Here is a 21,402-nt window from a genome sequence, read left to right on the forward strand (position 1 = left end):
CCTACCGCGCCTCCTGGTCGCTGTCCGGGACTCGTGCCGCCCACATCGGCGGCCGCTCCGTCCGATGCCGGCCTTCCCCCACTGCCTGAACGGCGTGGGAGGTACCCCCACCGTTCTGCCGGGCCGGCCGCTCGTTCTGGCCGCGCAGCGCGGTGTGCAGCCCGTCCCACAGCGTGCCGTCGGTCCGGTCACGCGGATCGGGGTTGATCAGCACCACACCGATCACCGCGATGCGCTGGTCCGCGAGCTGCCGCGCCACGGTGTGCAGCCACGCGGCGCTGCCGTGCCCCGCACGCACGACGAGCACGGTCCGAGTGCCGAGGTACTGGAGGTCGGTCCACGCCGCGCCGGGCGCCACCGAGCCGACGCCGAGCCGGCGCTCCTGGTGCGACCCGGCCGCGGCACGCTCGCCGGTGACCACGGCCGGGTCCCCCGGCTTCGGGCGGCGGCCGGAGAGCTGCCGGCCGGGCAGACCGTCGACGATGACCACCGGCCCCTCCGCCGCCAGTGCCCTGGCGAGGTCCAGGGCGATCACGCTCGTGTTGCGCGCGCAGCCCAGTTCCAGCAGCGACACGGGTTCCGCGGAACCACGCACGACGCGGGCCAGCGACGTGGTGAGCCGTTCACGTGCCGCCCGGACCCGGCGGCGCTGCCATCGCCCGGCCGGCCGGTGGGGCAGCTCCGCGATGACCGAGGCGCCGAGGTTCGCGGCGATCTCCCGGCGCAGCACGGGACGGTCCGCCACCACCGCGCCGACCGCGGCCACCGCGAGCCCGAGGAAGAGCCCGAGGAAGAGCCCGATCGCGGCGTCGGTGGCAGCGGCCTTGGGCAGGGAGCGCCGGACCACGTGCGGGGCGTCCACGATCTGCGTGCCGGCGACGAGCCGGGGCGTGCCGATGCTCGCCTGAGCGGCGCGCTGGCCGAAATCGGTGATCTGGGAGGTGAGTTCGGCCCGGCGGGCGTAGAGCGACTCCAGGTCCGCCGACGACTCCGGCCCGCTGGCCCGCGTTCCGTCTCCGATCGCCTTGTTGACCTGGGCCAGTTGGTCCTTCAGCTGGTCACGCTGGCCGAGCAGGGCCTTGGCCTCGGCGTGCGAGGCCTGCTGTATCCGCCTCACATGGTCCGCGACGAAGGCATCGGCCAACGCCTTGGCGCGGGCCACCGCTTCCGCGTCGCTGTCACCGGTCACGGTGATCTGCAGCATGTTGTTGGTCAAACCGGTACCGCTGTAGTCCTGCATGAAGTCCTCGGCCTTTTCCTGGGACTTCAGGGACTTGAGGGACTTCAGGGCCTTGTCGGCGATCCGTGTGGTCTGCAGCAGCGCGACGTCGGTGCGGATCAGCGTTCCGGGGTCGTTCGGCTGGTCCTCCTCATGCGCGACCAGCACCTTGGTCACCGCGGTCGGCGGCTGCGGCAGCAGGAACGCCACCACCGCGCCGACGAGCAGCCCCAGCAGCGCGAGGGAGCACCAGAGGCGGCGCCGCCTGCGCACCGCCGCCACCAGGACCTGCAGATCAAGCAGCGGAGCGGCGGCCGACGACTCCGGGGTCGTACTCGTCGTCACCCTGTGACTCCCGTCGCGTCGTCCAGTTCGCCGTCGAAGGCCGCGAGCGCCGGTACGGCGGTATGCCGAGAGTGGTCGGCCGACCGCGTCGCACGGACCGGACCGGCGAGGACGATGCCGACGACCGCGTGCTTGGCGTCCGCACACGCCTCGGCGATGCCGGCGAGCTCCCCCGCGGTCCAGCTGCCGGCGCTGAGCACGACCAGGGCACCGGACTCCTGGCCGCGGTCCGGCACCATCGGACGGGACACCGAAACCGCCACCGGTCGCAGCATGGGGTATCCCCTGCTCGAAGAGCTTGGGGAAGGATCGCTCCCGGCCTCGACGACGAGCAGCCCGGCGGCCCGGCGGGCGATCTCGTCACCCTCGGGGAAGACGACCAGCAGCCGCCGCGGGGCCGGTAGCTGGTCCCGGAGACGGGAGCACACCCGCCGGTAGCGGATCTGCCTGCTGGCCTCGTCGCCGGACGTCTGCGGGGTCGGGATGTCCCACCGGACGTCGAGGCCCAGCAGCCGGCGGATCCAGGCCCGCGGGCCATGGCCTGCCGGCCGGTGCGTGGGCCGTTCAACGGGTACGTCGACGATACCCAGCAGCGCCGAGCCCAGCGCCGCGGTGATCTCCGGTTCGCCGCGCAGTCGGCGGCTCATCCGCCCGGCGGTGAGATGGCCGATGACCGCGAACAGGAAGAACAGCAGCGCTCCGCCGGCGATGAGCTGCGTCCTCGTCGGCGGTGCCTCGCCGGTCGGCCGGGCCGCCGACCCCATGACGACCATGTTCTTCGCGTTCTTCGCCTTGCCGTCGGCCGGGTCGGCCTGCTCCAGCGTGTTGATGGCCTCCCGCAGCGCGGTGCGCAGCTTCTCCAGCTCGGTGCGGGTCTGCACGCTCTCCACGGTCTGCCCCGGATCGGCCGCGCCGGCCAGCTTGCTGATGCGGCGGCTGGTGTCCTCCACCGACTGCTTGAGCGTGTCGAGCTCCGCCGCCGCTTCGGGGTCGGCGCTGTTGCTCGCGATCCGCGTGGCGTAGGAGACGAACTCCTTGGCCACCTGGTCGGAGAGCCGCTGTGCGCGCTCCGGCGTGTCGGCCGTGCCGGAGATCTTGATGATGTTCCCGTCGGTGGCCTTGGCGCTGACCTGATCCCGCAGGTCGCTGCCGCTCACGCCGGTCCAGCCGAGCGTGGCGGCCGCGCGGTCGACCACCACCGAACTGGTCGCCACCTCGGTCTGTGTCAGCAGCTCGCGCTCCTCCCACGTCCCCGGCAGCAGCACCGATGCCGAGGTCGTGTAGCGCGGCGGAAACAGCAAGGAGGCGCCGTAGCCGACGAGCGCACCCACCAGGGCGAGGATGGTGAGCAGCCGCCAGCGCCGACGGAGGATCCGCCCGATCGTGACCAGGCGTATGGCGTCATCGATCAACGGCGCGGCCTCTTCCCTGCCCGGTCCGGTTGTTCGAGGCCGGAGCCTGGTCACGGCAGGCAGCGGCGTAGGCGGCGAGCAGCGACGCTTGCGAGTTCCGCCAGGAGAGCGGCCCGCTGACCCGCTCCTGGCCGATCTTGCCCATCCGGGCCCGCTTCTCCGGATCGTCCAGCAGCAGCGCGATGAGCCCCGCGAACTCGGCCTCGTCGTTGGCGGGCGCGTAGACGGCGGCGTCACCGGCGGAGACTCGCGCCTCCCGGAGGTCGAACGAGACGATCGGCCGGCCCATCACCATGTACTCCAGGACCTTGTTCATGGTCGACACGTCGTTGAGCGGATTGCGCGGGTCGGGGGAGAGGCACACGTCCGCGGTGGACAGGTAGCGCACCAGGTCGGCGTCCGGAATGCGCCCGGTGAACTGCACCTGCTCCGAGAGCCCGAGCCGCCGGGACAGCTCCACCATCGCGTCGAAGGTGTCGCCCGCGCCGACGAACACCGCATGCCAGTCGGTCCGCCCGAACTCGTCGCGCAGCTTCGCAAGGGCCCGCAAGGCGTAGTCGACGCCGTCCTGCGGGCCCATGACGCCGAGGTAACACAGCAGATGAGGCTTGCCGCGCTTCAGCTCAGGCTCGGGCGGTACGGGGTGGAACCGGTCGATGTCGGGCGCGCTGCGCACCACGAAGACGTCCGCCGGCCGCCGGCCGCCACGGCGCACCGCGACGTCCCGGTAGCTCTCGTTCGTGGCGAGCACGATGTCCGCGGCCCGGTAGGTCATCCGTTCCAGCGCGCACACGGCGCGGTAGAGCAGATCCTTGCCGCGGCTGAAGCGGGAGAGGTACAGCTCGGGTACCAGGTCGTGCTGGTCGAAGACGAACCGCGCTCCGCGCCGCTTCAACCACAGGGCCGGCAGGAACAGCAGGTCGGGCGGGTTGCAGGCATGGACCACGTCGACCGGCCCGACCTTGCGGGCCAGCCGGACCGTGTGCCACAACGCCGATCCGTACTCCCGCAGGTAGCCGGCCGGCCCTCCGGTGGCCGCGCGCAGCGGGTAGCGGTGGATCCGCACCCCGTCGATCTCCGCCTCCGGCTCCGTGTCCCGCTTACTCCCCTGAGGGCAGATGACGTGCACCTTCCAGCCCGCGTCGCGCAGCGTCGTGCACTCCTGCCACACCCGCCGGTCGAACGGCACCGACAGGTTCTCCACCAGGATCAGCGCGCGCCGGTTCGGCCGGTCGCCGCTGGTCGTTTCACCAAGCAAGGCCTATGTACCCCGGTTCGGCCCGGCGCGCCTCGGCGTCGGGAAGGCGGATGAGGTCGACAATCACCGGGCCGTCGCCATGGGGCAGCGCCGACAGCACGGCCGGATCCCTGGTCCCGACCAGGCAGACGTCGGCGTGCTCCAGCACCTCGTCGACGGAATCCGCGAGCAGCTGCGCGAGGTGCGGCAACCGGGTCTCGATGTACTCGCGGTTCGCGCCGAGCAGCCGGGAGAGGCTCACGTTGGCGTCGTAGATCCGCAGGTCGTACCCCTTGCCGAAGAGACGTTCCGCCAGCTCGACGAGCGGGCTCTCGCGGAGGTCGTCGGTGCCGGGTTTGAAGGACAACCCGAACATTCCCACCCGGCGCTTGCCGGTGCGCTCGACCAGCTCCACCGCCCGCTGCAGATGCTCGGAGTTGGAGGGCAGCACATGGGCGAGGATGGGCACCGAGACGTCGGCCTGCTGCGCCGCGTGGACCAGGCTGCGCAGGTCCTTGGGCAGGCAGGAGCCGCCGAAGGCGAAGCCGGGCCGCAGGTAGGCGGGGCTGATGTTCAGCTTGCGGTCGGCCAGGAACACGTCCATCACCTGGTGCGAGTCCACCCCGAGCGCCTGGCACACCGCGCCCAGTTCGTTCGCGAAGCCGATCTTGAGGCCGTGGAACGCGTTGTCCGCGTATTTGATCGCCTCGGCCGTCGGGATCGGCACCCGGAACACCTCGCCGGGCAAGCCGTCGTACAGCGCCAGCACCGTGTCGCCGCTTGCCGGGTCGAGCTCGCCGATGACGGTCTTGGGCGGGTCGAAGAAGTCCCGCACGCTCGTGCCCTCACGCAGGAACTCCGGGTTGACCGCGACCCCGATGTCCACCCCGGCCGTGCCGCCGACGAACTTCTCCAGGATCGGCACCAGCAGGTTCAGGCAGGTGCCCGGGAGCATGGTGCTGCGGAACACCACGGTGTGCCGACCGCCCCGCTCGGCCAGCGCGGCGCCGATCTCCTCGGTGACCCGCTCCAAGTACGTGGTGCACAGGCTGCCGTTGGGCTCCGACGGCGTGCCCACGCAGACCAGCGACACCTCGCTGTCCATGATCGCCTCGCGGACGTCGCCGGTGGCGCGCAACGCTCCGGTGCGCACGACCTCGGCGATGAGCTCGCCGATCCGCTCCTCGACCACCGGGGCCTTGCCGTCGTTGACCAGGTCGACCTTCACCGGGTTCACGTCCACCCCGATGACCTCGTGACCCATGCTGGCCAGGCACGCGGCCGACACGCAGCCCACGTAGCCGAGCCCGAAAACGCTGACTCTCATGACCCGTTCCTCCCCCCAGGCAGGCCCTTTCGGCCTGCGGTCCGAGCGCCGCCCGCGCATCAGTAGGCCCCCTGCCCGTAGAGCACCGCACGCAGCGTCTTCCACAAGATCACCGTGTCCAGGGCGAGCGACCAGTCCTCCACGTACCGCAGGTCCAGCCGGACCGCCTCCTCCCACGACAGGTCGCTGCGTCCGCTGATCTGCCACAGGCCGGTGAGTCCGGGCTTGACCAGCAGCCGCCGCCGGATGTCCGGGCCGTACGCGGCGGACTCCTCCGGCAACGGAGGCCGCGGACCGACGAGCGACATCGATCCGGTGAGCACGTTGAAAAGCTGCGGGAGCTCGTCGATCGAGTACCGGCGCAGCACCGCTCCCACCCGGGTCACCCGCGGATCCCGGCGGAGCTTGAACAGCGGGCCTGCGCCCTCGTTGCGGTCGGCCAGCGCGGCACGTGCCCCGTCGGCCCCGGCGACCATGGTGCGGAACTTGAGAATGGTGAACTCGCGGCCGTCCTTGCCGACCCTGCGCTGGCGATAGAAGGCCCCACCCCGACTGTCCACCAGCACGAGCAGCGCGACGGACACCATCAGTGGCGCGAACAGCAACAGCAGAATCGTTGCGCCTATTCGATCTACGACCCCTTTGACCGCCCGGCGGCCCCCGGTGAAGGCCGGCATGCTGACCCGCAGCAGCGGGATCCCGAGCACCGCGTCGATGTGCAGCCGCGGACCGGCCACCTCCATCAGCACGGGGGCCACGACCATCTCGGCGTCGCTGTCTTCGAGGTTCCAGGCCAGCCGCTGCAGCCGGTCCGGTGACCAGTGCGGGTCCGGTGTGACCGCGACGACACGGTAGCCGTCGTGGCGGACGTGCTTGGCGACGTCCGTCAGCCGGCCGACGACCGGCACTCCGTCCAGTTGGTCACCGTCGAGCCCGCGACCGTCCGTCGTGCACACCGCCTCCACCCGCCAGCCGAGATGCGGGAACTTGCGGGTTCGGGTGATCAGGTCGCGCACGGTGGCCGGGCTCCCGGCAGCGAGCACCGGTCTCAGGCACCGACCTTCCTTGCGCTGTTTGTGCAGCCAGAGGCGGAGCAGATACCGCTCGGTCATGGTGACGAGCGCGATCGCGGGGATTGCGACGAAGATCCAGAGCTTGATGTTGCGCGAGGTCAGGGCGATCCCGCCGAGCGCCAGGACGACGGTCGCCGCGAACAGCGAGCGTCCGAGCCGGCGGAATTCCTCGGCACCCTGGCCGAGCACGGCCGGAGCCCACGCCCGGCCCACCGCGAGGGCCCCCAGCACCAGCAGCTCGGTGCCGAATGCGAGAATTCCCCACTTCTCGTGCCAGTTGGCCGCGTCCCGGGCCCCGAAGAAGTTGCCGATCGACGCCACCACGACGGCGGTGGCCACGGTATCGCTGGTGATCACGGTATGGCGGTACCGCTGCTCCCATTCGATCGCGGGCTGGCTGATTGCCCCGTCCGTCAGGCGCCCGCTCGCCGACGGAAACGGGCTGACTCTTCCCCCTTGCCGCACAGAACCCCCCAGGTCCCCAGTGGTTCGACGTGTTCGCCTAGCACTGTTCCTCCCCTCGGGAGGCCCCCGCCCCCCGTGCCGCGCTGTTCCTCCCCCGCGAGAGGCCCCCGCCCCCCGCGCATGAAATCCTGGCTATCTCAGAGCAATTGGAACAACCCACCCTGGCGGCAGCAGACTCGCATGTCCTGCCGGACTCTCAAGATGCGCGGGAACCCGTCGAAACCTCGGGCGCTCCCCGCACCCAAGGCCCCCTCGCGGGCCCCAAGAATTGATCACCCCCACGTCTGGCGCCGGGGACGCGACTGCTGGCGTTCCGTAGCACCGGACCTATAGATCACTATTGGTCGCCTCGTGTTCGAACAGCTGAAGCAAGGTCAATCTAGACCATCCGGGCCGGTATGAAGAGAGGATGTGTGTAATTTGTGTTCAAGGTTTGAGGCCGGCTCCACCGATCGATGACCGCCTACGGGTGACTTCACGCCACCGGGCGCTCCAGCGGCTCGCGCGGCCACCGGGCGCGCTTCTGCGCGGTAGCGTCGGCGAGCTGTAACGGGCCTTGGTACGGCGGTCAGTTCGGCAGGAGCTTCGCGCTGTTCGTGCACTACGGCGTGCCGCTGTGGGTGCCCGGGGTGGGCGGGGCGATCGACCCGGACGGCGAGGCGCGTGACTTGGACGACTTGATCGTGTCGCAGTCCCTGAGAGGTGACGCGCTTACCAAGTCGCGTCGGACCGCCCCGGAAGGAATATCCGGAACCCGCTCCCGGAGTCACAGGTCCCCTTCCTTCAGGGGCACTGCAGATCACCCTCAGCATCGTGTTCTGTCACCGTGTCGGTCCGTCGGCGGATCCTGCCGCCAGCGCCTGCTGGAGTTCGCCAAGATCCGGGACCCCGGCCAGGCCGTGCGGCGTGCGGTAGACCCGACAGGCCAGCCCCGGCGAGCGGCCGGGCTCGGCGAACGGGTCTTGGGCGGCGATGTGGATAGTTGGGGAGCCGGTGAAACCGGCCTACTCGGCTTCGAGCTGCTCGACAATCACACGGGTGTCCCATGCGGTGTCGTGCAGGCCGATGTCGTCGAGGGCTTGCCGCAGCCGTTCGGCGGCGGGCTTCTCGTTCAGGCAGTTCGGGACGACCAACAACTCGGTGTCCATGTCTCCAGGATCGCGTACTCGCCGTTCAGCGAGAGCCGGTGGGCAAGCGCAGCACTGCGGCGGTCGTCCTGGCCGACAATCCCGGCGGGAACGTGGTCGGCCGACAGCTGTGACCGCCTGCCGCAATCACCATCTGCGCCTGGTCAGGCGCCGGGTCATGAGGACGCGCTGAGTGATGGCCTGCCACGTGCCGTGTCGCTGTTGGTGGTTGGGGCAGCTGTTCCATGGGGTTCCTGCCAGGTGTGGAGCTCGATTCGCGAACGCGCAGGTCTGAGGCCCTCAGTCGCCGCACTGTTCGGTCCTAGATTTCGCTTAGGAGCTGAGGCTCCGGCGTCGGACACGGAACGTGTACGTGGTGCCGTTCGCGTTCGTCTGGCGGCTCCAGCCGCCGGTGACTGCCATGTCCCAGCCCTGCTGCTCTCGCATCTGCGACGCGAAGGTGCGGCGGTCGTTGACCGTACATCGGCAGACGAGACGTAGGTCAATGCTGACGTACTGGCTGCGGGGATTCGGCTCGCGGTCCGCCAGGGCCCACTTGACGTCGTGGATGTGCTCGGCGAGACCGGTTCGCTCTTCGTCATGGACAATGCCGTGTGCCCGGGCGAACTCGTCCAGGTCGTCGATGGCGAAGAGGTCGCTTCGCCACTGCCCGGGCCAGACGGCGAAAAGGCGGGATTCTCCGGCGAGCGCCCGTTGATAGGCGTCGGTTCCCGCACCCTGGGTGACTCGGCCGTCCTTGTGGACCTCGATGTAGCAGGTGGTGGCCAGCGTGTACGGGAAGTCCCTGCCGACTGCGGCAGCGCTTCTCGGTTCCATGGGTCCCCCTCAAGTCCCGTGGTGATCGTGAGGCCACGTTACGACAGAGACCGGAGCGTGGCTGCCGCCTACGGCGTTTCTCAGGCGCCCAGCTCTGCCCCGGTTCAAGTCAGTTGTAGCCTGTGGCCCTTGCCGTGGCCGATCGTCCATTGCTGACCGGCGTGTGCAATGCCCAGAGGTTGTGCAGCTCGAACCGGACGATGGGTCTCGGCTGGCTCCAGGGCGGCGCCCGGATTCTTCGACCCGGGCGAGGGCTTACCGTCGATGGCGTGAGGACGATGCGAATCTCCCAGCTCGCCGCACGCTCTGGCGTCCCTGCCACCGCCCTGCACTTCTACGAGCGCCGGACTACTGCCGGCCGACCGGTCTCCGGTCGGCTACCGGGTGTACGCGGACGCGATCGAGCGACTGGCGTTCATCGGTGCCGCCAAATGACCTGGGCCTGCCGTTGGAGGAGATCGCTGAGCTGCTCGGAGTGTGGACGACCGGGGCCTGCAGCGAAGTGAAGGCCGACCTGCGGCCGCGGATCGCCGCTTGACAACGCGGGTCGCATACGCTCAAAGCGCATTGCGGATTACTGGCGGACTGCGACGGGCGACCGGGAATGGACGGGGCGATCAGCGAGGCGTGTGCTGGCGCTGGTGGCACTCGTGGGCGGCCGATAGGCCCTCACCGTTGGTGAGTCTTATGACGATCAGGTGACTTTCACCGGATCGAGGCAACCCCACAGTTCCTTCACCTGTCCCACAGTCGCATTCACTACCGAAGAAGGTCGGAGTTGGGAAGATCCTCGGCTCAACTGCCTCACCACATACGGCACATCAAGGAACGGACTGTCTGTGAGCGTTGCTGGCTCCGGCGGACGGGTTCAGCCTGCCCGACCCGGTGATCCTTCCCGTGTCGGCCCGTACCGGATCATCGGCCGTCTCGGTTCCGGCGGCATGGGCGTCGTCCACGCCGGCCTCACGACCGACGGGCTTCGGGTCGCGGTCAAGGTGATCCATCCCGCGCAGGCGGGGGACCTGGAGTTCCGGGCGCGGTTCCGTCGGGAAGTGCAACTCTCCGCCCGCGTACAGGGTCCCTGCCTCGTGCCGCTCCTCGCCGCAGACGCCGAGGCTGCCGAGCCGTGGCTGGCAACTGCCTACGCCCCCGGCCCGACCCTCAACCAGCATCTGGCCAACCACGGTCCGCTCGCCGACGGCACCCTGTACGCCTTCGCGACCGGTACCGCTCATGCGTTGGCCGCTATCCACCAGGCCGGCGTCGTCCACCGCGACGTGAAGCCGCAGAACGTCATCCTCACTCCCGCCGGGCCCCGCGTGCTGGATTTCGGCATCGCCCGCGCCTCCGACGGCACCAGCGTCACGCGCACCGGCATCATGACCGGCACCCCAGGTTGGATCAGTCCGGAATACTACCGCTCCAGTACGGCCGGACCCGAGGGCGACATGTTCGCCTGGGGCGCGCTCGTCGCCTACGCCGCCACCGGTCGCCTTCCGTTCGGCACCGGTGCGCCGGACGCGGTCGCCTTCCGCGTCATGTCGGGCGACCCGGACCTCGTCGGGGTCCCCGAGCAACTGCGGGAGATTCTGGAAAGGGCTCTCGCGAAGGACCCGTCCGAGCGGATGACCGCGGTCGAGGCGGGGGAGGAGTGCTCGAGGCTCCTGGCCTCACAGGCCACCCAGGTCCTCGGCGGCGACGGAGGACTGGAGCCCACCTGGGTGGGCGAACTGGTCACGGCCGAGTGGGACATGCCCACGCTGGACGACCCGACTTGGCATGCGCCGTCCGCGTCCTCCCGCAGGCGCACCATCGCGGCTGTCCTCGTCGCTGCAGCCGTGGTCGGGGGTATCGCCGGGGCCGCCCTCGCCTTCCCCGCCAACGGTGACAGCGATGCCCCGGGTAAGACCAGCGTGGCCGAGAGCTCCACGGGCGGCCCCACCGCAACCACGGCCACGCGCGCGAACGCCCCCACCCCACCCCCCCAGGCCAGCGGGTCGGGTGACGCGAGTGAATCGTCGGCCGATCCGCGTAGTGCCGTCGTCCCGTCAGATCCGTTGGCGGGGGTGTCCAACCCGGCCTTCACGCGTGCGGGCGACGCGGCCGAACCGACGTCCGAGGAGTGGAGGGTGAGCACCGTCCCGAGCACCTCGGAGGAGAAGGACGTCGAGAAGGCGATCCGGGACCGCATGGCGGCCATGCTCGCCACCAAGGACATGGACTTTATGACGCCCACGGTCACGTTCAACAAGCGGGCACAAACCGTGATGGTGACCGGCGGTCCGATCTCCCAGATCCCCGAAGACCACCGGGAGGTGTTCCGCCGGGCCGGGGACATGGCCGCCTGTACCGCCCTCGCATACCGGCTCAAGGTCCACCCCACCACCTGGTCCTACGGGCGCTTCGCCATCTCCTGGAAGAACTTCGACGGTGACCTCGAACCGAGCATCCTCGGCTTCGGCGAGGCCACCGACGGGTGCTACAGCGTGATCGCCGGGCAGTGGCAAGGCGATGAGTCCGGCATCGCGACCGCCGGGATACCGAGCAGCGACAAGGCCGAGATCCGCGTCGCCGACGCCACCGACAAGGCCATCACCGCCGCCTGGAATGCCAGGATCGCCGAAGGCCACGGTCTGGAGCCCTTTGCCGCGAGCGACGCGATCGACCTCGGCTTTGACCCGGTCGAAAAGGCAGCATACGTGTGGGCTCGGGATACCGACGGAGCACTCATCGGCCGAGCCCAACGGGCCAACTTCCAAGACGCCGTCGCCACGACCCTCTGTCGGAAGCTGACAGCCGAATACAACAGCAACCAGACCTGGAATTACACCCGCTGGTCCGTCGCCGTCTATGAGGGAAACAGCCGTCTACCCGAACTCATCGGCTCGGGTGAGTGCCCCCATTGAACCGATGGGCTATCGACGAGCGTCCGGAGCTCGGGGCCCGTGAGGCCGGTTGGATCGCAGGTTAGGTTCAGAAGTTGCATCACCGTGTCCAGAGCCGGATCCGGATCGAAATGCAAGCACCCTCAGCTGAAGGCAAGCTCGCGGAAGACGTTGCGGACATCGGTCAGGGGCTGACGCTCGCGCGTGTTGTAGAGCTTGTTTGTCAGCAATACGGCCCATTGCCCTCGGCGAGGTGAGATCCACATGCCTGTGCCGGTGAAGCCGTAGTGGACCCAGATGTCGTCGGCGGGGTCGCTGCCAGGAGCGGGGTGCCAGAACAGGCCGCGCGCAAGTTGCAGGGGGCCGGTTTGGATCGTGAGCGACTCGGCGGTCCAAGCGGGGTCGAAGCCGGCCCGTCCTGGTGCGGTGGCGGTGTCGAGCATGTAGCGCAGGAAGGCGACGAGGTCGTCGAGGACGGTGAAGGCGCCGGCGATGCCGCAGAAGCCGCCCAGAAGGCGTGCGGAGAAGTCGTGGGCGGTTCCCCTGAGATGGGTGTCGGTGTCCTGGGCGAGTTCGGTCGGGGCACAGCGGGCAGCCAACTCGTCGCGCAGAGGGCCGAAACGGGTGGAGTGCATGCCCAGTGGGCGCCAGGTGCGGATGGTGGCCAGCTGGTCCAGGGGGCTGCCCGGAAAGGTGTTCGGCGAGGTAGCCGAGGATGAGGGCGGCCCGCCGTGGCTGCTGTCGGATGAGGAGGACGCAAGAGATCCTGAGTTGGTCGACCGGCATTCTCGCGCAGGAACGTGTTGCTGACCTGGACGGCGACGGGCACGAAACCCTGGCCGATTACCACTCTCTGTTGAGTGGTCGGCGACCGGAGGTGAGCGGGTACAGATCTCAACACGAGGAGATGGAAGCGCTCGTCGAGCGGGTCCGGAAGTGGATCGCACAGGGAGTCCCGCCGTCGGAGATCGGCGTGTGTGCCCGCGTGAATCTGATGCTGGCCAAGGCGGAGGAAAACCTGAGGGCGACCGGAGTGCCGGTCGTGCGTGCCGGGCGCGACACCGAGGGGGACGAGGATGGCGTGACGCTGACCACCATGCACCGGATGAAGGGATTGGAGTTCCACTGTGTTGCCGTGATCGGCGTGACGGCTGATACGGCGCCGTTCTACGCCAGCATCACAGCGGCCGAGGAAGACGCACTGCAACACGAAGCAGACCTCTTGCGGGAGCGGCGTCTGCTCTTTGTGGCAGAAGTTCATGCAGCCGGTTTGGCGGAGAAGCGCGTGGGCTCCGACAGGACAGCACGTGCACCCTCGAAGTCCGCGAGTCTTGCCGAGAGCGTGGCCACGGCCAGTCGCTGGGGCAATGCCGCCGAGAACTTCAACCCGCGTACTGCTCGCTGGTCGACATCAGGGAGGACAAGGGCCGGTTCGGCTTGGGCGGCCCCAAGGGCGCTGCGCCACATGTCCGGGGTCAGGTCCTCCCGTAGGCGCAGGTAGCAGTCGGTCGGGCGCTGTACAGGGTCGGCGATCGACGACAGCGTTGCGCCGAGTGTCGCGTTGGCTCGGTACCCCGCCCACGTCCACCAGCGGACGTCGTTGCCCTGCCGAGCCACCAACGTTCCACCAGGGTGTACCACGTGCGGAGCCTCCTCGTCCCGCCATTCCTGGAGGCAGACCTCAGCGCGTCGCGTGAGCGAGACAGGTGGGTTGGCGCCCAGGAGGACGTTACGCATCGCGCGAGTCAGTGCGTACGACAGCCCGGCGAGCGTCCCGTTCGACCATTTGGCGACACCGCCGCTCTCGACAGGTTCGACGAAGACCCTTTTCCGGCCCCAGTCGATGAACGTCACCTGCCAGCTGCGGCCGGCCAGCAGCAGGCGTCGTGGGCCTGGACGTTCCTCGGTGAGTACGGACGGATCCATCCGGCCGATCTCGGTGCGCCCGGACAGCACGGTGAACTGTGGTGGTGCAGTGAAAGACGCTGTCAGCTCGATGAAGTGCCTTCGCCCGAAGCGGTGTTCCGCCTCGGGGCCTATGAACAGCATGCCACCGTCGGTGTCCAGGAAACCCTCCTCCGTCAGGTGACGCAGGACGGGGGTGGCTGAACGGTCGAAGGGCGCCAGGCCGTTCCATTGTTCGGGCCACAGCTGGTCGCCGAGCTTGTGTTCCTGGAGCGTGGCGGCCAGCAACTGCTGGGCGACCAGGTGGCGCGGCTCGGGCGGGGGAACGACAGGCTCGACCCAACCGCGACCCCAGAGGAGCAGGAGACCAGCAGCCTGCAGCAGGGTGTCCTTGTGCGTGGCCAGGAACAGACAGTTGCGGGTGCTTCCCGCACGGCGCCCCGTACGGCCGACGCGTTGGAGGAACGAGGCGACGGTGCTGGGCGAATCGATTTGCACGACCCGGTCCAGGTCGCCTACGTCGATGCCCAGTTCCAGGGTGGATGTGGCGACGATGACGCAGTCGCGTGCCTCGGCGAAGGCCTGCTCGGACCGGGCTCGCTCGTCGGCCGAGAGTGAGGCGTGCGACAGGAACACTGTGACGTCCCGCGCCCGGAGCGCGGCGCCCAGTTCCTCGACCTGCCGTCGGGAGTCGCAGAACACGAGGCGTTTCTCGCCCTTGTGCAGGACTGAGAGAACCTTGGCCGCGTTGGAAAGGGAGCCCACGTAGTCGAGTTCGATGTCTCCCGGTGGCGGCGCGGTCACGCCGCTCACGGGGCCCTCGCCGGATGAGTGGCTCGTGATGTCCGGGGCGACGACTCGTCCCGGGCGTCGGCCGGCGCCCGACCCTTGCAGCCAGGTGAGCAGCTCCTGTGGATTCCCCACGGTCGCGGACAGCCCGATCCGCTGAATCGGGCGCCCCACGACCCGTTGCAGACGCTCAAGCACTGCCAGGAGGTGCCAGCCCCGGTCGTCGCCGGCGAACGCGTGCACCTCGTCGACGACGACGGCACGGATTCCTCCCAGTAGATGTGCATGGTCGGTCTTCACGCCGATCAGCATCGCTTCCAGCGACTCGGGCGTCGTCAGAAGAATGTCGGGTCTGTCGGTACGGATGCGCTGGCGCTGGGACTCCTTGGTGTCCCCGTGCCACAGGGCCGCGCGGCGTCCGAGCCACTGCGCGTAGCTGTCGATGCGGGTCACCAGGTTGTTGAGGAGCGCTTTGAGCGGGCAGAGGTAGAGGACCGAGGTGCCGGTCCAGCCCTGTGCTGACATGGCCGAGAGGACCGGCAGGCAGGCTGCTTCGGTCTTGCCGCCGGCGGTGGGCGCGAGCAGTACGGCGTCCTCTCCGTCCATCACCGGATCGATGGCGGCCCGCTGCAGTGGCCGCAGGTCCGGCCAGCCCAGTGTGTTGACCACGTGATGCAGGATGACGGGGTCTAGCCGCTCGACGGGGTCCGCTTCCGAAGCCATCACAGCTCCAGGTCGATGTCGTCGGCCGACGACGATCCGGCGAGGTTCCGCTCGACGTCGGTGAGTTCACTGCTGCCCACCGTGAGCCGGTAGTGCTGTCGTGGGTCGAAGTCCGGGAACTGGTCGACACGGTCGAGGACGTCGCCGACCAGTTTCTTGAGGAAGAGCCGGGGCGCGACGCCCACCTTGCCGCCGAGGGCCCCGCCTACCGCGCGTGCGAGATCGGCGATGTATGCGTCGTCGGCCAGCGATTTGATCCGGTCGGGTGAGTCGGCCCCGGATGCGTAGAGATCGCGGATGGTCATCCCGAGCCCGGTCAACGACTCCAGGGTGAATCCGGACAGGCGTAGCTGGACCGCCCGAGGATTGTCGAACCGCGGATCGGTAGTGAAGTCCGTGGCGAGCCGCTGGGCGAGCGGCGGGAGCCGTTGGACGCCCTGCTGACCGTCGTAGAAGGCGGGTGTTCCGGTGATGACCAGATAAAGGCCAGGGAATCGCCCGGAGTGGACTTCGTCGATCAACTGCCGCAGCGCGTTGAGCGCCTTGTCACGGGCGTCCGACCGCACTCTCTGAAGGGTCTCCACCTCGTCCAGTACGACGAACAGCCCCCGGTGTCCGGAGTCCCGCAAGACGGTCAGCAGCCCTTGTAGGAAGCCCAGGGCCCCGAAGTGGTCCAGATCGCCGCGCACGCCCGCGGACCGCCGGGCCGCCGCCGCCACGTGGGGCTGGCCGCCAAGCCAGGCGAGCACTGCGGCAGCCGTCGACTCGTCCCCTTCGGCGAGCGCGGACCGGTATCCGCGCAGTGCGGCCGCGAACGACGGGGCGTGCCGGGACACCTCGGTCAGCCGAGCAGTCAGCAATTGCTCCACCGCGCCGCTCAGATCGTCCTCGTCCGCCCCGGCAGCGAGGGCGTCCTCCTCCAGCGCGTAGAACCAGGCGTCCACCACGGGACGGAGCGCGCTCGGCGGGAAGCTCGTGGTGGACAGCCGCTCGGTGAGACGTCGGTAGACGGTCTCCAGCTTGTGCAGCGGCGTTTCCGTCTCCGAGATCTGGATCTCCGAGACGGCGAAGTTGCGCTGTTTGGCGCGCTCCCCGAGCCAGCGGGTGAAGAACGTCTTGCCGGAACCGTACTCACCTCGCACGGCTTTGAAGACCGAGGCGCCGGAGGCGACCGCGTCGAGTTCCGCGTCGAGCGCGGACTCGAAACGGTCGAGGCCGGTGGCGAGGAGATCCAGGCCGCTCTCGGGCACCGCACCGCGCCGGAGCGCGTCGAGAGCGGTGCGCCGCCGGGCGGCGGAGACGGGAGAAGGGCGAGGACCGATCACTCGCTCATTGTCCCATCTGCGCCGGCCTGCGGACCGTGCTCCGAGATCACCTGCGGCGGTGGAGGCTGCCATATCCGAGGTTGTTTGTGAGGTAGGTGACGAAGTCGCTGCTCTTCGCGGTCTTGTCGGGCCCCGACCGGTACTCCTGCTGGAAGGCGTCAAACTGTTGCTGGAGTGACATCCACAGCCACGCAAGGCGCGCGGGACTTGGGAAGACGTCCTCACGGGCGGCGTTGTTCAGGGATTCCGGCTTGTTGAACACGCGGCCCACGAAGTCGACGGCACCGAGCATGGCGAGGTGGAAGCGGAGGTTGGTGTGCAGCGAACGGGAGATGGGATCCGAGGACGACTGCAGGAACTCATCCACCTGGCGCTGCGCCTTGGCCAGCCACAGATAGACGGGCAGTTCTGTCTTGTCGGAGAAGACGCGGCGGTAGTCCGTGTCCGATTTCAGCAGGCTCGAAGGCCGGGCGCGGGCATAGTCGGGCTGTCCCAGCGCCATGGCCATCACGGACTGCGCGAGCAGGGGGATGCTGACGATACGGTCGGCCGACTTGCCCTGGTTCCGGTAGAAGTTCTTGCGACGGTCGTAGAACCAGTCGTGTTCGAGGAAGTACGACTCGATCTGCCGCTGGATGTCGTCCGTGGCCCGGAGTGAGGCGACCGGCACGCTCGTCTGCCGGTTGGTGGCACGGATGACTGAGTCACGGGCCGCCTGGTCCACCGTGACGAGGATGCGCACCTGCACCAGCCTGTCGAAGACGGGGTCGGCAGGGTCGCTCAGGTAGAGGTCGTTGAGCGTCTCGTGGAGTGTGTACGACGTCTGGAGACCGTTGACTATCTGCACGTCGGAGAGGCTGAGGCGTTTCCCGACCGAGGTCGCCTGCGAGCACACGATGGTGATGCCGTTGTTGAGCCACCAGAATTCGGGTGCTTCGGGGTTCTGGAGGGATGCTGTGATCTCCCGGTTCACCTCGACGTTTCCCTGGTAGTCACGGACGTTCCAGTCGAAGATGTGGGACTTGATCGCCCCTGTCTCGTCGCTGAGGAAGTCGATGTACTCGCCCAGCGAGACGAGTGCGATATGGCTGGTCCCGTGAGTGATGCTCTCCCGGTAGGGGAGCTCCAGGGTGTACGAGGGGAGGGTGCTGGCACGCTTCCAGAGTTCCGCGGGGCCGAGGAACTCGACTTCGCCGGTGGAGATGGCGAAGGCGTTGGAGAACTGCGCCTCCAGAATCTTGGCCTTCGCCTGGACCTTGGGATGCACCTCGCTCGCGTCGCCGCGTGTCACATAGGAGAACTTGATCAGCACGGTCGGATGGCGGGTGAGGAGCCGCGTCAGCGCCGTCCTGAACAGTCTGAAGCGGGCGAGGAGGTCGTCGGTGTACAGCACGCCGACGGTGGCCTCGTCGACCTCCATGTTAAGGAGGTTCGCGCAGGTGGACGCCGCTTTGTCCAGAGCCACCTCCGAGAAACCGGCGCTGGTCTTGGCCTGGATGAGCCAGAGTGTGAGCTGGGTGCCCTGTTCGATGTTCGATACGGCGGACTGCTGCTGGAAGATCTCGCTGTCCTCGTGCAGGAGCCGGCCGCCGAGGAAGACGTACGCCCCGTCGATGCCGCCATCGTCTGCGCCTCCGATCACACCGTCTTCGATCTCCTCTTCCGAGAGACCGAAGCCGTGCAGCGCGTGTTCGCTCGCGAACCTCTCGAAGGCCGCGTCGAACGAGAGAGGGACGGCGCGGGCGTTGCGACGCTCCTCGATCATCTGGTTGATCAACACACGGTCGTTGGCGCTCATGGCTCCCGGCTCATCGATGGGCGACAGGACGGATGGGACGTCAGGCTAGGTCGAACTGTATGCGGAGCAAGGAGAGATCGAGACGGACGGTCCGGCCGTCCGGCAGCGTCTCCAGGACCTGTACTCCGTCGTAGTTGAGTAGTTGGCGCAGGATGGCTGCGAACCCGTCGGCGCGGGTGGTCGGGTAGGACACACGCTGGGCGAGGGCGGTCACCGGCAGGGTGCCTCCGGCGTCGAGCAGGGCCCGGATCGCTCCTTCTACCTTGTCCATCGGGGGCTTGCGTGCGAGCAGGCCGATCTGGCCCTGGAACGCCTCTGAGGCGAAGAGGGCCGAGACGAGGGCGTCGTCGGGACCGACGACGGTGGCGGTCACCAGTGTCTCCTCGTCGTCGGACGCCGGGACCACGGCAACGGGGAACAACGAGTCGTGTGTGCGTGCCAGTTCGGCCTGTGCCTTCTTCGGCTTCTGCCGCGTCGGCCGCTTCGCAGTGGGCGTCGGAGGGGGTGATACGGACGCCGGGAGCGGCGCGGGCTCCTCCAGCAGCCACCAGTTCGGTCGCTGATCCCCCAACTCCCGCCAGGCCGGTGGAGGGGACGCCTCGAACCGCAGGAAGGCCAGGACCGGAATCGTGAACTCGGCGAGGGACGCCCCGCCGTGATAGCCGGCCTTGCGGGCCGTGTACCGCGAGTCGGCGTCCCACAGGGCGACGATCGAGCCTCCCGGCTGCGGCGCGACCACTCGGGTGCCGTGCAGCGCGACCTCGGCGGGGGCCGTCTCGCCGTCCGGGGTGCGGTGTCGGGCGGACAGCGGCGAGCCGCCGGTGTCCACCTTCACCCCGTGCCGGTCGACGACATGTCCGTGGTCACTGGTGATGACCACCGCCATCCCCTGCGAGGCGGCGATCCGCAGCAGGTCCGGAAGGCCCGGGATGTGCCCGGCCCGCCAGGCCCCGTCACCCAGCTTCTGTTCCTTGGCGAGCCGGTCGTCGATCGCGTTGAGGACGACCGCGACATGCGTACGGCCGTCCATGAGCGCCTCGGTGAGCGCGGGCCCGAACGTGTCCCCCGCACTGTCGGCCCGCAGGTCGTCCTTGTGGAACACGGCCGCCGGCGCCCTGCCCCAGAGCGGGAGAGCGGGGAACAGCTGCGCCTCGTCCTTCTGCGATCCCTGCATCAGCCTGCCCGCGAACAGCGAAGTGCGGGACACGGAGGTGAGGGTGGGAAGAGCCGCCGCCATGGCACGGCGGCGCGGAGCGCCGTCGGCGGCCACCGGATCGAACTCGGCCCAGGAAGCACGCAGTTCCTCGCCCAGCTCGGTAGCGATGGCCGCGCTCATCCCGTCCAGGACGATCAGCAGCACGCGCCGGTCGGTGCCCCGCACCACCGGCTTCACCACGCGCTCCAGGAATGTCTCCACCGTCAGCATCCCGCCCGGATCGGTGCCCGCCGCGGTCCAGGTCGCCAGGACACGTGCGAAGTCGCGGTCGATCTCGTGTCGGCGTTCCCGCACGCGCTCGGCCAGCGCGTCGTAGGAGGCCTTCAGCCGGTCGTCGGGGTCCCCGCCCGCTTCGATGTGTTCGAGGGCCCGGTCCACCCATCCGGTCTCCTTGAGGTGGCGCTCTATGGCTCCGCCCACGTGAGACGCCTCGATCTTCGGGTCGGTGGCCAGCCACTGGACGAGCCGCTGCGCCATGCGGGTCCGCTCGATCCGCGACTGGACCTCCGGTCCTTGCGCACGCCGGTGCTCGCTCAGGGAACGCACGGCCGCCTCGAGCGGTCCCGGATCACCGGCTGCCAGGGCCGCCCCGACCGCGCTGAACCTGGCGTCCAGGCCGGCCGGCAGGAGCGGACTGGTCCTGGCGGCGGCTTCCGCGCCGAACTGGCGGACCAGCACCGAGGCACGCTCCAGCACCGTGTCGCTGGTCCGGCGGGCCTCGCGGCCTCCTTCCGAGCCGGCGGCACCGTCCCTGGCGGCTGCGGAGAGGAGCGTGCCGACGTAGTCCTCCGAGGCCCGGCCGAAAGCGGCCGCCATGGCGTCGAGCTGCTCGCCCTGCGCTGGGGGACGCTCTCCGAACCAGCGCTCCGCACGACCGCGCGCCGTGTAGACGGCCGCGTCCGGTTCGGCATGGCACCACAGCGCGGCGCAGACGAGCCCGAAGGCCACTGCGTCCGGCCCGTGCTCGGCCTCGACGAGGGCCAGGAGTGCCCGCCCTGCAAGTCCGGCGAGGTCGTCCTCGCCCAGGAACTGCGCCAGGCCGGCGCGTTCGGGGCCGCGCAGCGCCAGGAAACGCTCCGGACGTCCCGGAAGCAGGGACCAGCCCAGCAGCGCGTGGGTGTCGAGCCGGTCGGCGGACGTCGTGTGGTCCTGACGGGCCGCCTCGTCCTCGTAGCTGCCCAGCCTGAGGCGTCGCAGCGCGAGCGCGGACAGTGCCGTGCCGCGCGACAGGATGCCGCCTCCCAGCCGGGGCCAGCCGCCCTTCGGGGGCGCCGCGTCCAGCAGGGCTTCCGCTGCCCATTTGTCGTCCCTGAGCCGCTGGTCGAGCTGATGCGCTCCGAACGCGTCCCGCACCACGTCCCAGCTGTCCACCGTGTCGATGCGCTTCTTGTGGGCGCGGGCCAGGATGGCGGGGTCGAGTTCGTTCTGCTCGCGGTCGGTCAGGACGACGAGCAGGGCGGGGCCGGCCGCCGTGTCCGACAGGTGACCGAGCAGCAGCTCGTGCACGGCGAGTGGGGAGGGCGCCGCCGCGATCCGGGCCGACAGCCCGTCGCCCCAGGCGTGTTCGGTGGGTCCGTCCCACTGCGGCGCGGAGCGCAGCAGCACGGCCCGCCGCTGGTCCCGGCCCGCGAGGGCGTCGGCCAGAGAACTCTGGGCCGACAGGTACTGGGTGATCGTCGCGAGGTTCAGCCGCACCGCCACCGTGCTGGTCATCGCCGT

At 69.2% G+C, this 21,402-nt stretch carries 12 protein-coding genes and 2 pseudogenes; 2 read left to right on the top strand and 12 right to left on the bottom strand.

Annotation, left to right across the window (positions count from 1 at the left end; translation table 11 throughout):
* Position 1: 1 nt before the first annotated feature.
* From Q2K21_RS09825 to Q2K21_RS09855, 7 genes are all read right to left on the bottom strand, one after another.
* A complete protein-coding gene (locus tag Q2K21_RS09825; protein ID WP_310768997.1) occupies positions 2 to 1,564 on the bottom strand; it encodes a Wzz/FepE/Etk N-terminal domain-containing protein in 1,563 nt (520 codons plus the stop codon).
* Complete coding sequence (locus Q2K21_RS09830; protein ID WP_310768999.1) at positions 1,561 to 2,976, bottom strand: Wzz/FepE/Etk N-terminal domain-containing protein; 1,416 nt, start codon at positions 2,974 to 2,976, stop codon at positions 1,561 to 1,563. Before Q2K21_RS09830 ends, Q2K21_RS09825 begins: the two co-directional genes overlap by 4 nt.
* Complete coding sequence (locus Q2K21_RS09835) at positions 2,966 to 4,234, bottom strand: glycosyltransferase family 4 protein (RefSeq protein ID WP_386275983.1); 1,269 nt, start codon at positions 4,232 to 4,234, stop codon at positions 2,966 to 2,968. The genes Q2K21_RS09830 and Q2K21_RS09835 overlap by 11 nt, the downstream gene beginning before the upstream one ends.
* Positions 4,224 to 5,540 (bottom strand): nucleotide sugar dehydrogenase, encoded by a 1,317-nt coding sequence (locus tag Q2K21_RS09840; protein WP_310769001.1) that lies wholly within the window; start codon positions 5,538 to 5,540, stop codon positions 4,224 to 4,226. Before Q2K21_RS09840 ends, Q2K21_RS09835 begins: the two co-directional genes overlap by 11 nt.
* A 59-nt stretch (positions 5,541 to 5,599) precedes the next feature.
* Positions 5,600 to 7,078 carry a sugar transferase gene (locus tag Q2K21_RS09845; protein ID WP_310769003.1) on the bottom strand — a complete coding sequence of 493 codons (1,479 nt, stop codon included), beginning with the start codon at positions 7,076 to 7,078 and terminating at the stop codon, positions 5,600 to 5,602.
* A 1,004-nt stretch (positions 7,079 to 8,082) separates the two neighbouring features.
* A complete protein-coding gene (locus Q2K21_RS09850; RefSeq protein WP_310769006.1) occupies positions 8,083 to 8,226 on the bottom strand; it encodes a hypothetical protein in 144 nt (47 codons plus the stop codon).
* A 312-nt stretch (positions 8,227 to 8,538) separates the two neighbouring features.
* Positions 8,539 to 9,042, bottom strand: a complete 504-nt coding sequence (locus Q2K21_RS09855) for a hypothetical protein (RefSeq protein ID WP_310769009.1) — start codon at positions 9,040 to 9,042, stop codon at positions 8,539 to 8,541.
* 839 nt (positions 9,043 to 9,881) lie between these two features.
* Between Q2K21_RS09855 and Q2K21_RS09860 the strand changes: the two genes are divergently transcribed.
* Positions 9,882 to 11,948, top strand: coding sequence for a serine/threonine-protein kinase (locus Q2K21_RS09860; RefSeq protein ID WP_310769011.1), 2,067 nt, complete (start codon positions 9,882 to 9,884; stop codon positions 11,946 to 11,948).
* Positions 11,949 to 12,070: 122 nt separating this feature from the next.
* Here the strand turns inward: Q2K21_RS09860 and Q2K21_RS09865 are convergent.
* Positions 12,071 to 12,656, bottom strand: a pseudogene (locus tag Q2K21_RS09865) (serine hydrolase); the annotation flags it as partial.
* A gap of 265 nt (positions 12,657 to 12,921) precedes the next feature.
* Between Q2K21_RS09865 and Q2K21_RS09870 the strand changes: the two are divergent.
* Positions 12,922 to 13,167: pseudogene (locus Q2K21_RS09870) on the top strand (3'-5' exonuclease); the annotation flags it as partial.
* Between the two features lie 17 nt (positions 13,168 to 13,184).
* Here the strand turns inward: Q2K21_RS09870 and Q2K21_RS09875 are convergent.
* The 4 genes from Q2K21_RS09875 to pglZ are packed head-to-tail and all read right to left on the bottom strand — an operon-like array spanning position 13,185 to position 21,396.
* Positions 13,185 to 15,344 carry a DEAD/DEAH box helicase gene (locus Q2K21_RS09875; protein ID WP_310769014.1) on the bottom strand — a complete coding sequence of 720 codons (2,160 nt, stop codon included), beginning with the start codon at positions 15,342 to 15,344 and terminating at the stop codon, positions 13,185 to 13,187.
* Complete coding sequence (brxD, locus tag Q2K21_RS09880; RefSeq protein WP_310769016.1) at positions 15,344 to 16,669, bottom strand: BREX system ATP-binding protein BrxD; 1,326 nt, start codon at positions 16,667 to 16,669, stop codon at positions 15,344 to 15,346. Before brxD ends, Q2K21_RS09875 begins: the two co-directional genes overlap by 1 nt.
* Before the next feature lie 46 nt (positions 16,670 to 16,715).
* Positions 16,716 to 18,467 carry an AIPR family protein gene (locus tag Q2K21_RS09885; protein WP_310769019.1) on the bottom strand — a complete coding sequence of 584 codons (1,752 nt, stop codon included), beginning with the start codon at positions 18,465 to 18,467 and terminating at the stop codon, positions 16,716 to 16,718.
* A gap of 40 nt (positions 18,468 to 18,507) precedes the next feature.
* On the bottom strand, positions 18,508 to 21,396 hold the full coding sequence (gene pglZ / locus Q2K21_RS09890; protein WP_310769023.1) for a BREX-2 system phosphatase PglZ: 2,889 nt from the start codon (positions 21,394 to 21,396) through the stop codon (positions 18,508 to 18,510).
* Between the last annotated feature and the right edge of the window lie 6 nt (positions 21,397 to 21,402).

This window comes from Streptomyces sp. CGMCC 4.7035 (assembly GCF_031583065.1).
Classification (GTDB): Bacteria; Actinomycetota; Actinomycetes; order Streptomycetales; family Streptomycetaceae; genus Streptomyces; species Streptomyces yaanensis.

What these genes read in the sequence shown, in the direction of transcription:
- Q2K21_RS09875 (WP_310769014.1), bottom strand. Translation starts at nt 15,344, where the DNA reads ATGGCTTCGGAAGCGGACCCCGTCGAGCGGCTAGACCCCGTCATCCTG.
- Q2K21_RS09840 (WP_310769001.1), bottom strand. Translation starts at nt 5,540, where the DNA reads ATGAGAGTCAGCGTTTTCGGGCTCGGCTACGTGGGCTGCGTGTCGGCC.
- Q2K21_RS09885 (WP_310769019.1), bottom strand. Translation starts at nt 18,467, where the DNA reads ATGAGCGCCAACGACCGTGTGTTGATCAACCAGATGATCGAGGAGCGT.
- pglZ (WP_310769023.1), bottom strand. Translation starts at nt 21,396, where the DNA reads ATGACCAGCACGGTGGCGGTGCGGCTGAACCTCGCGACGATCACCCAG.
- Q2K21_RS09855 (WP_310769009.1), bottom strand. Translation starts at nt 9,042, where the DNA reads ATGGAACCGAGAAGCGCTGCCGCAGTCGGCAGGGACTTCCCGTACACG.
- Q2K21_RS09850 (WP_310769006.1), bottom strand. Translation starts at nt 8,226, where the DNA reads ATGGACACCGAGTTGTTGGTCGTCCCGAACTGCCTGAACGAGAAGCCC.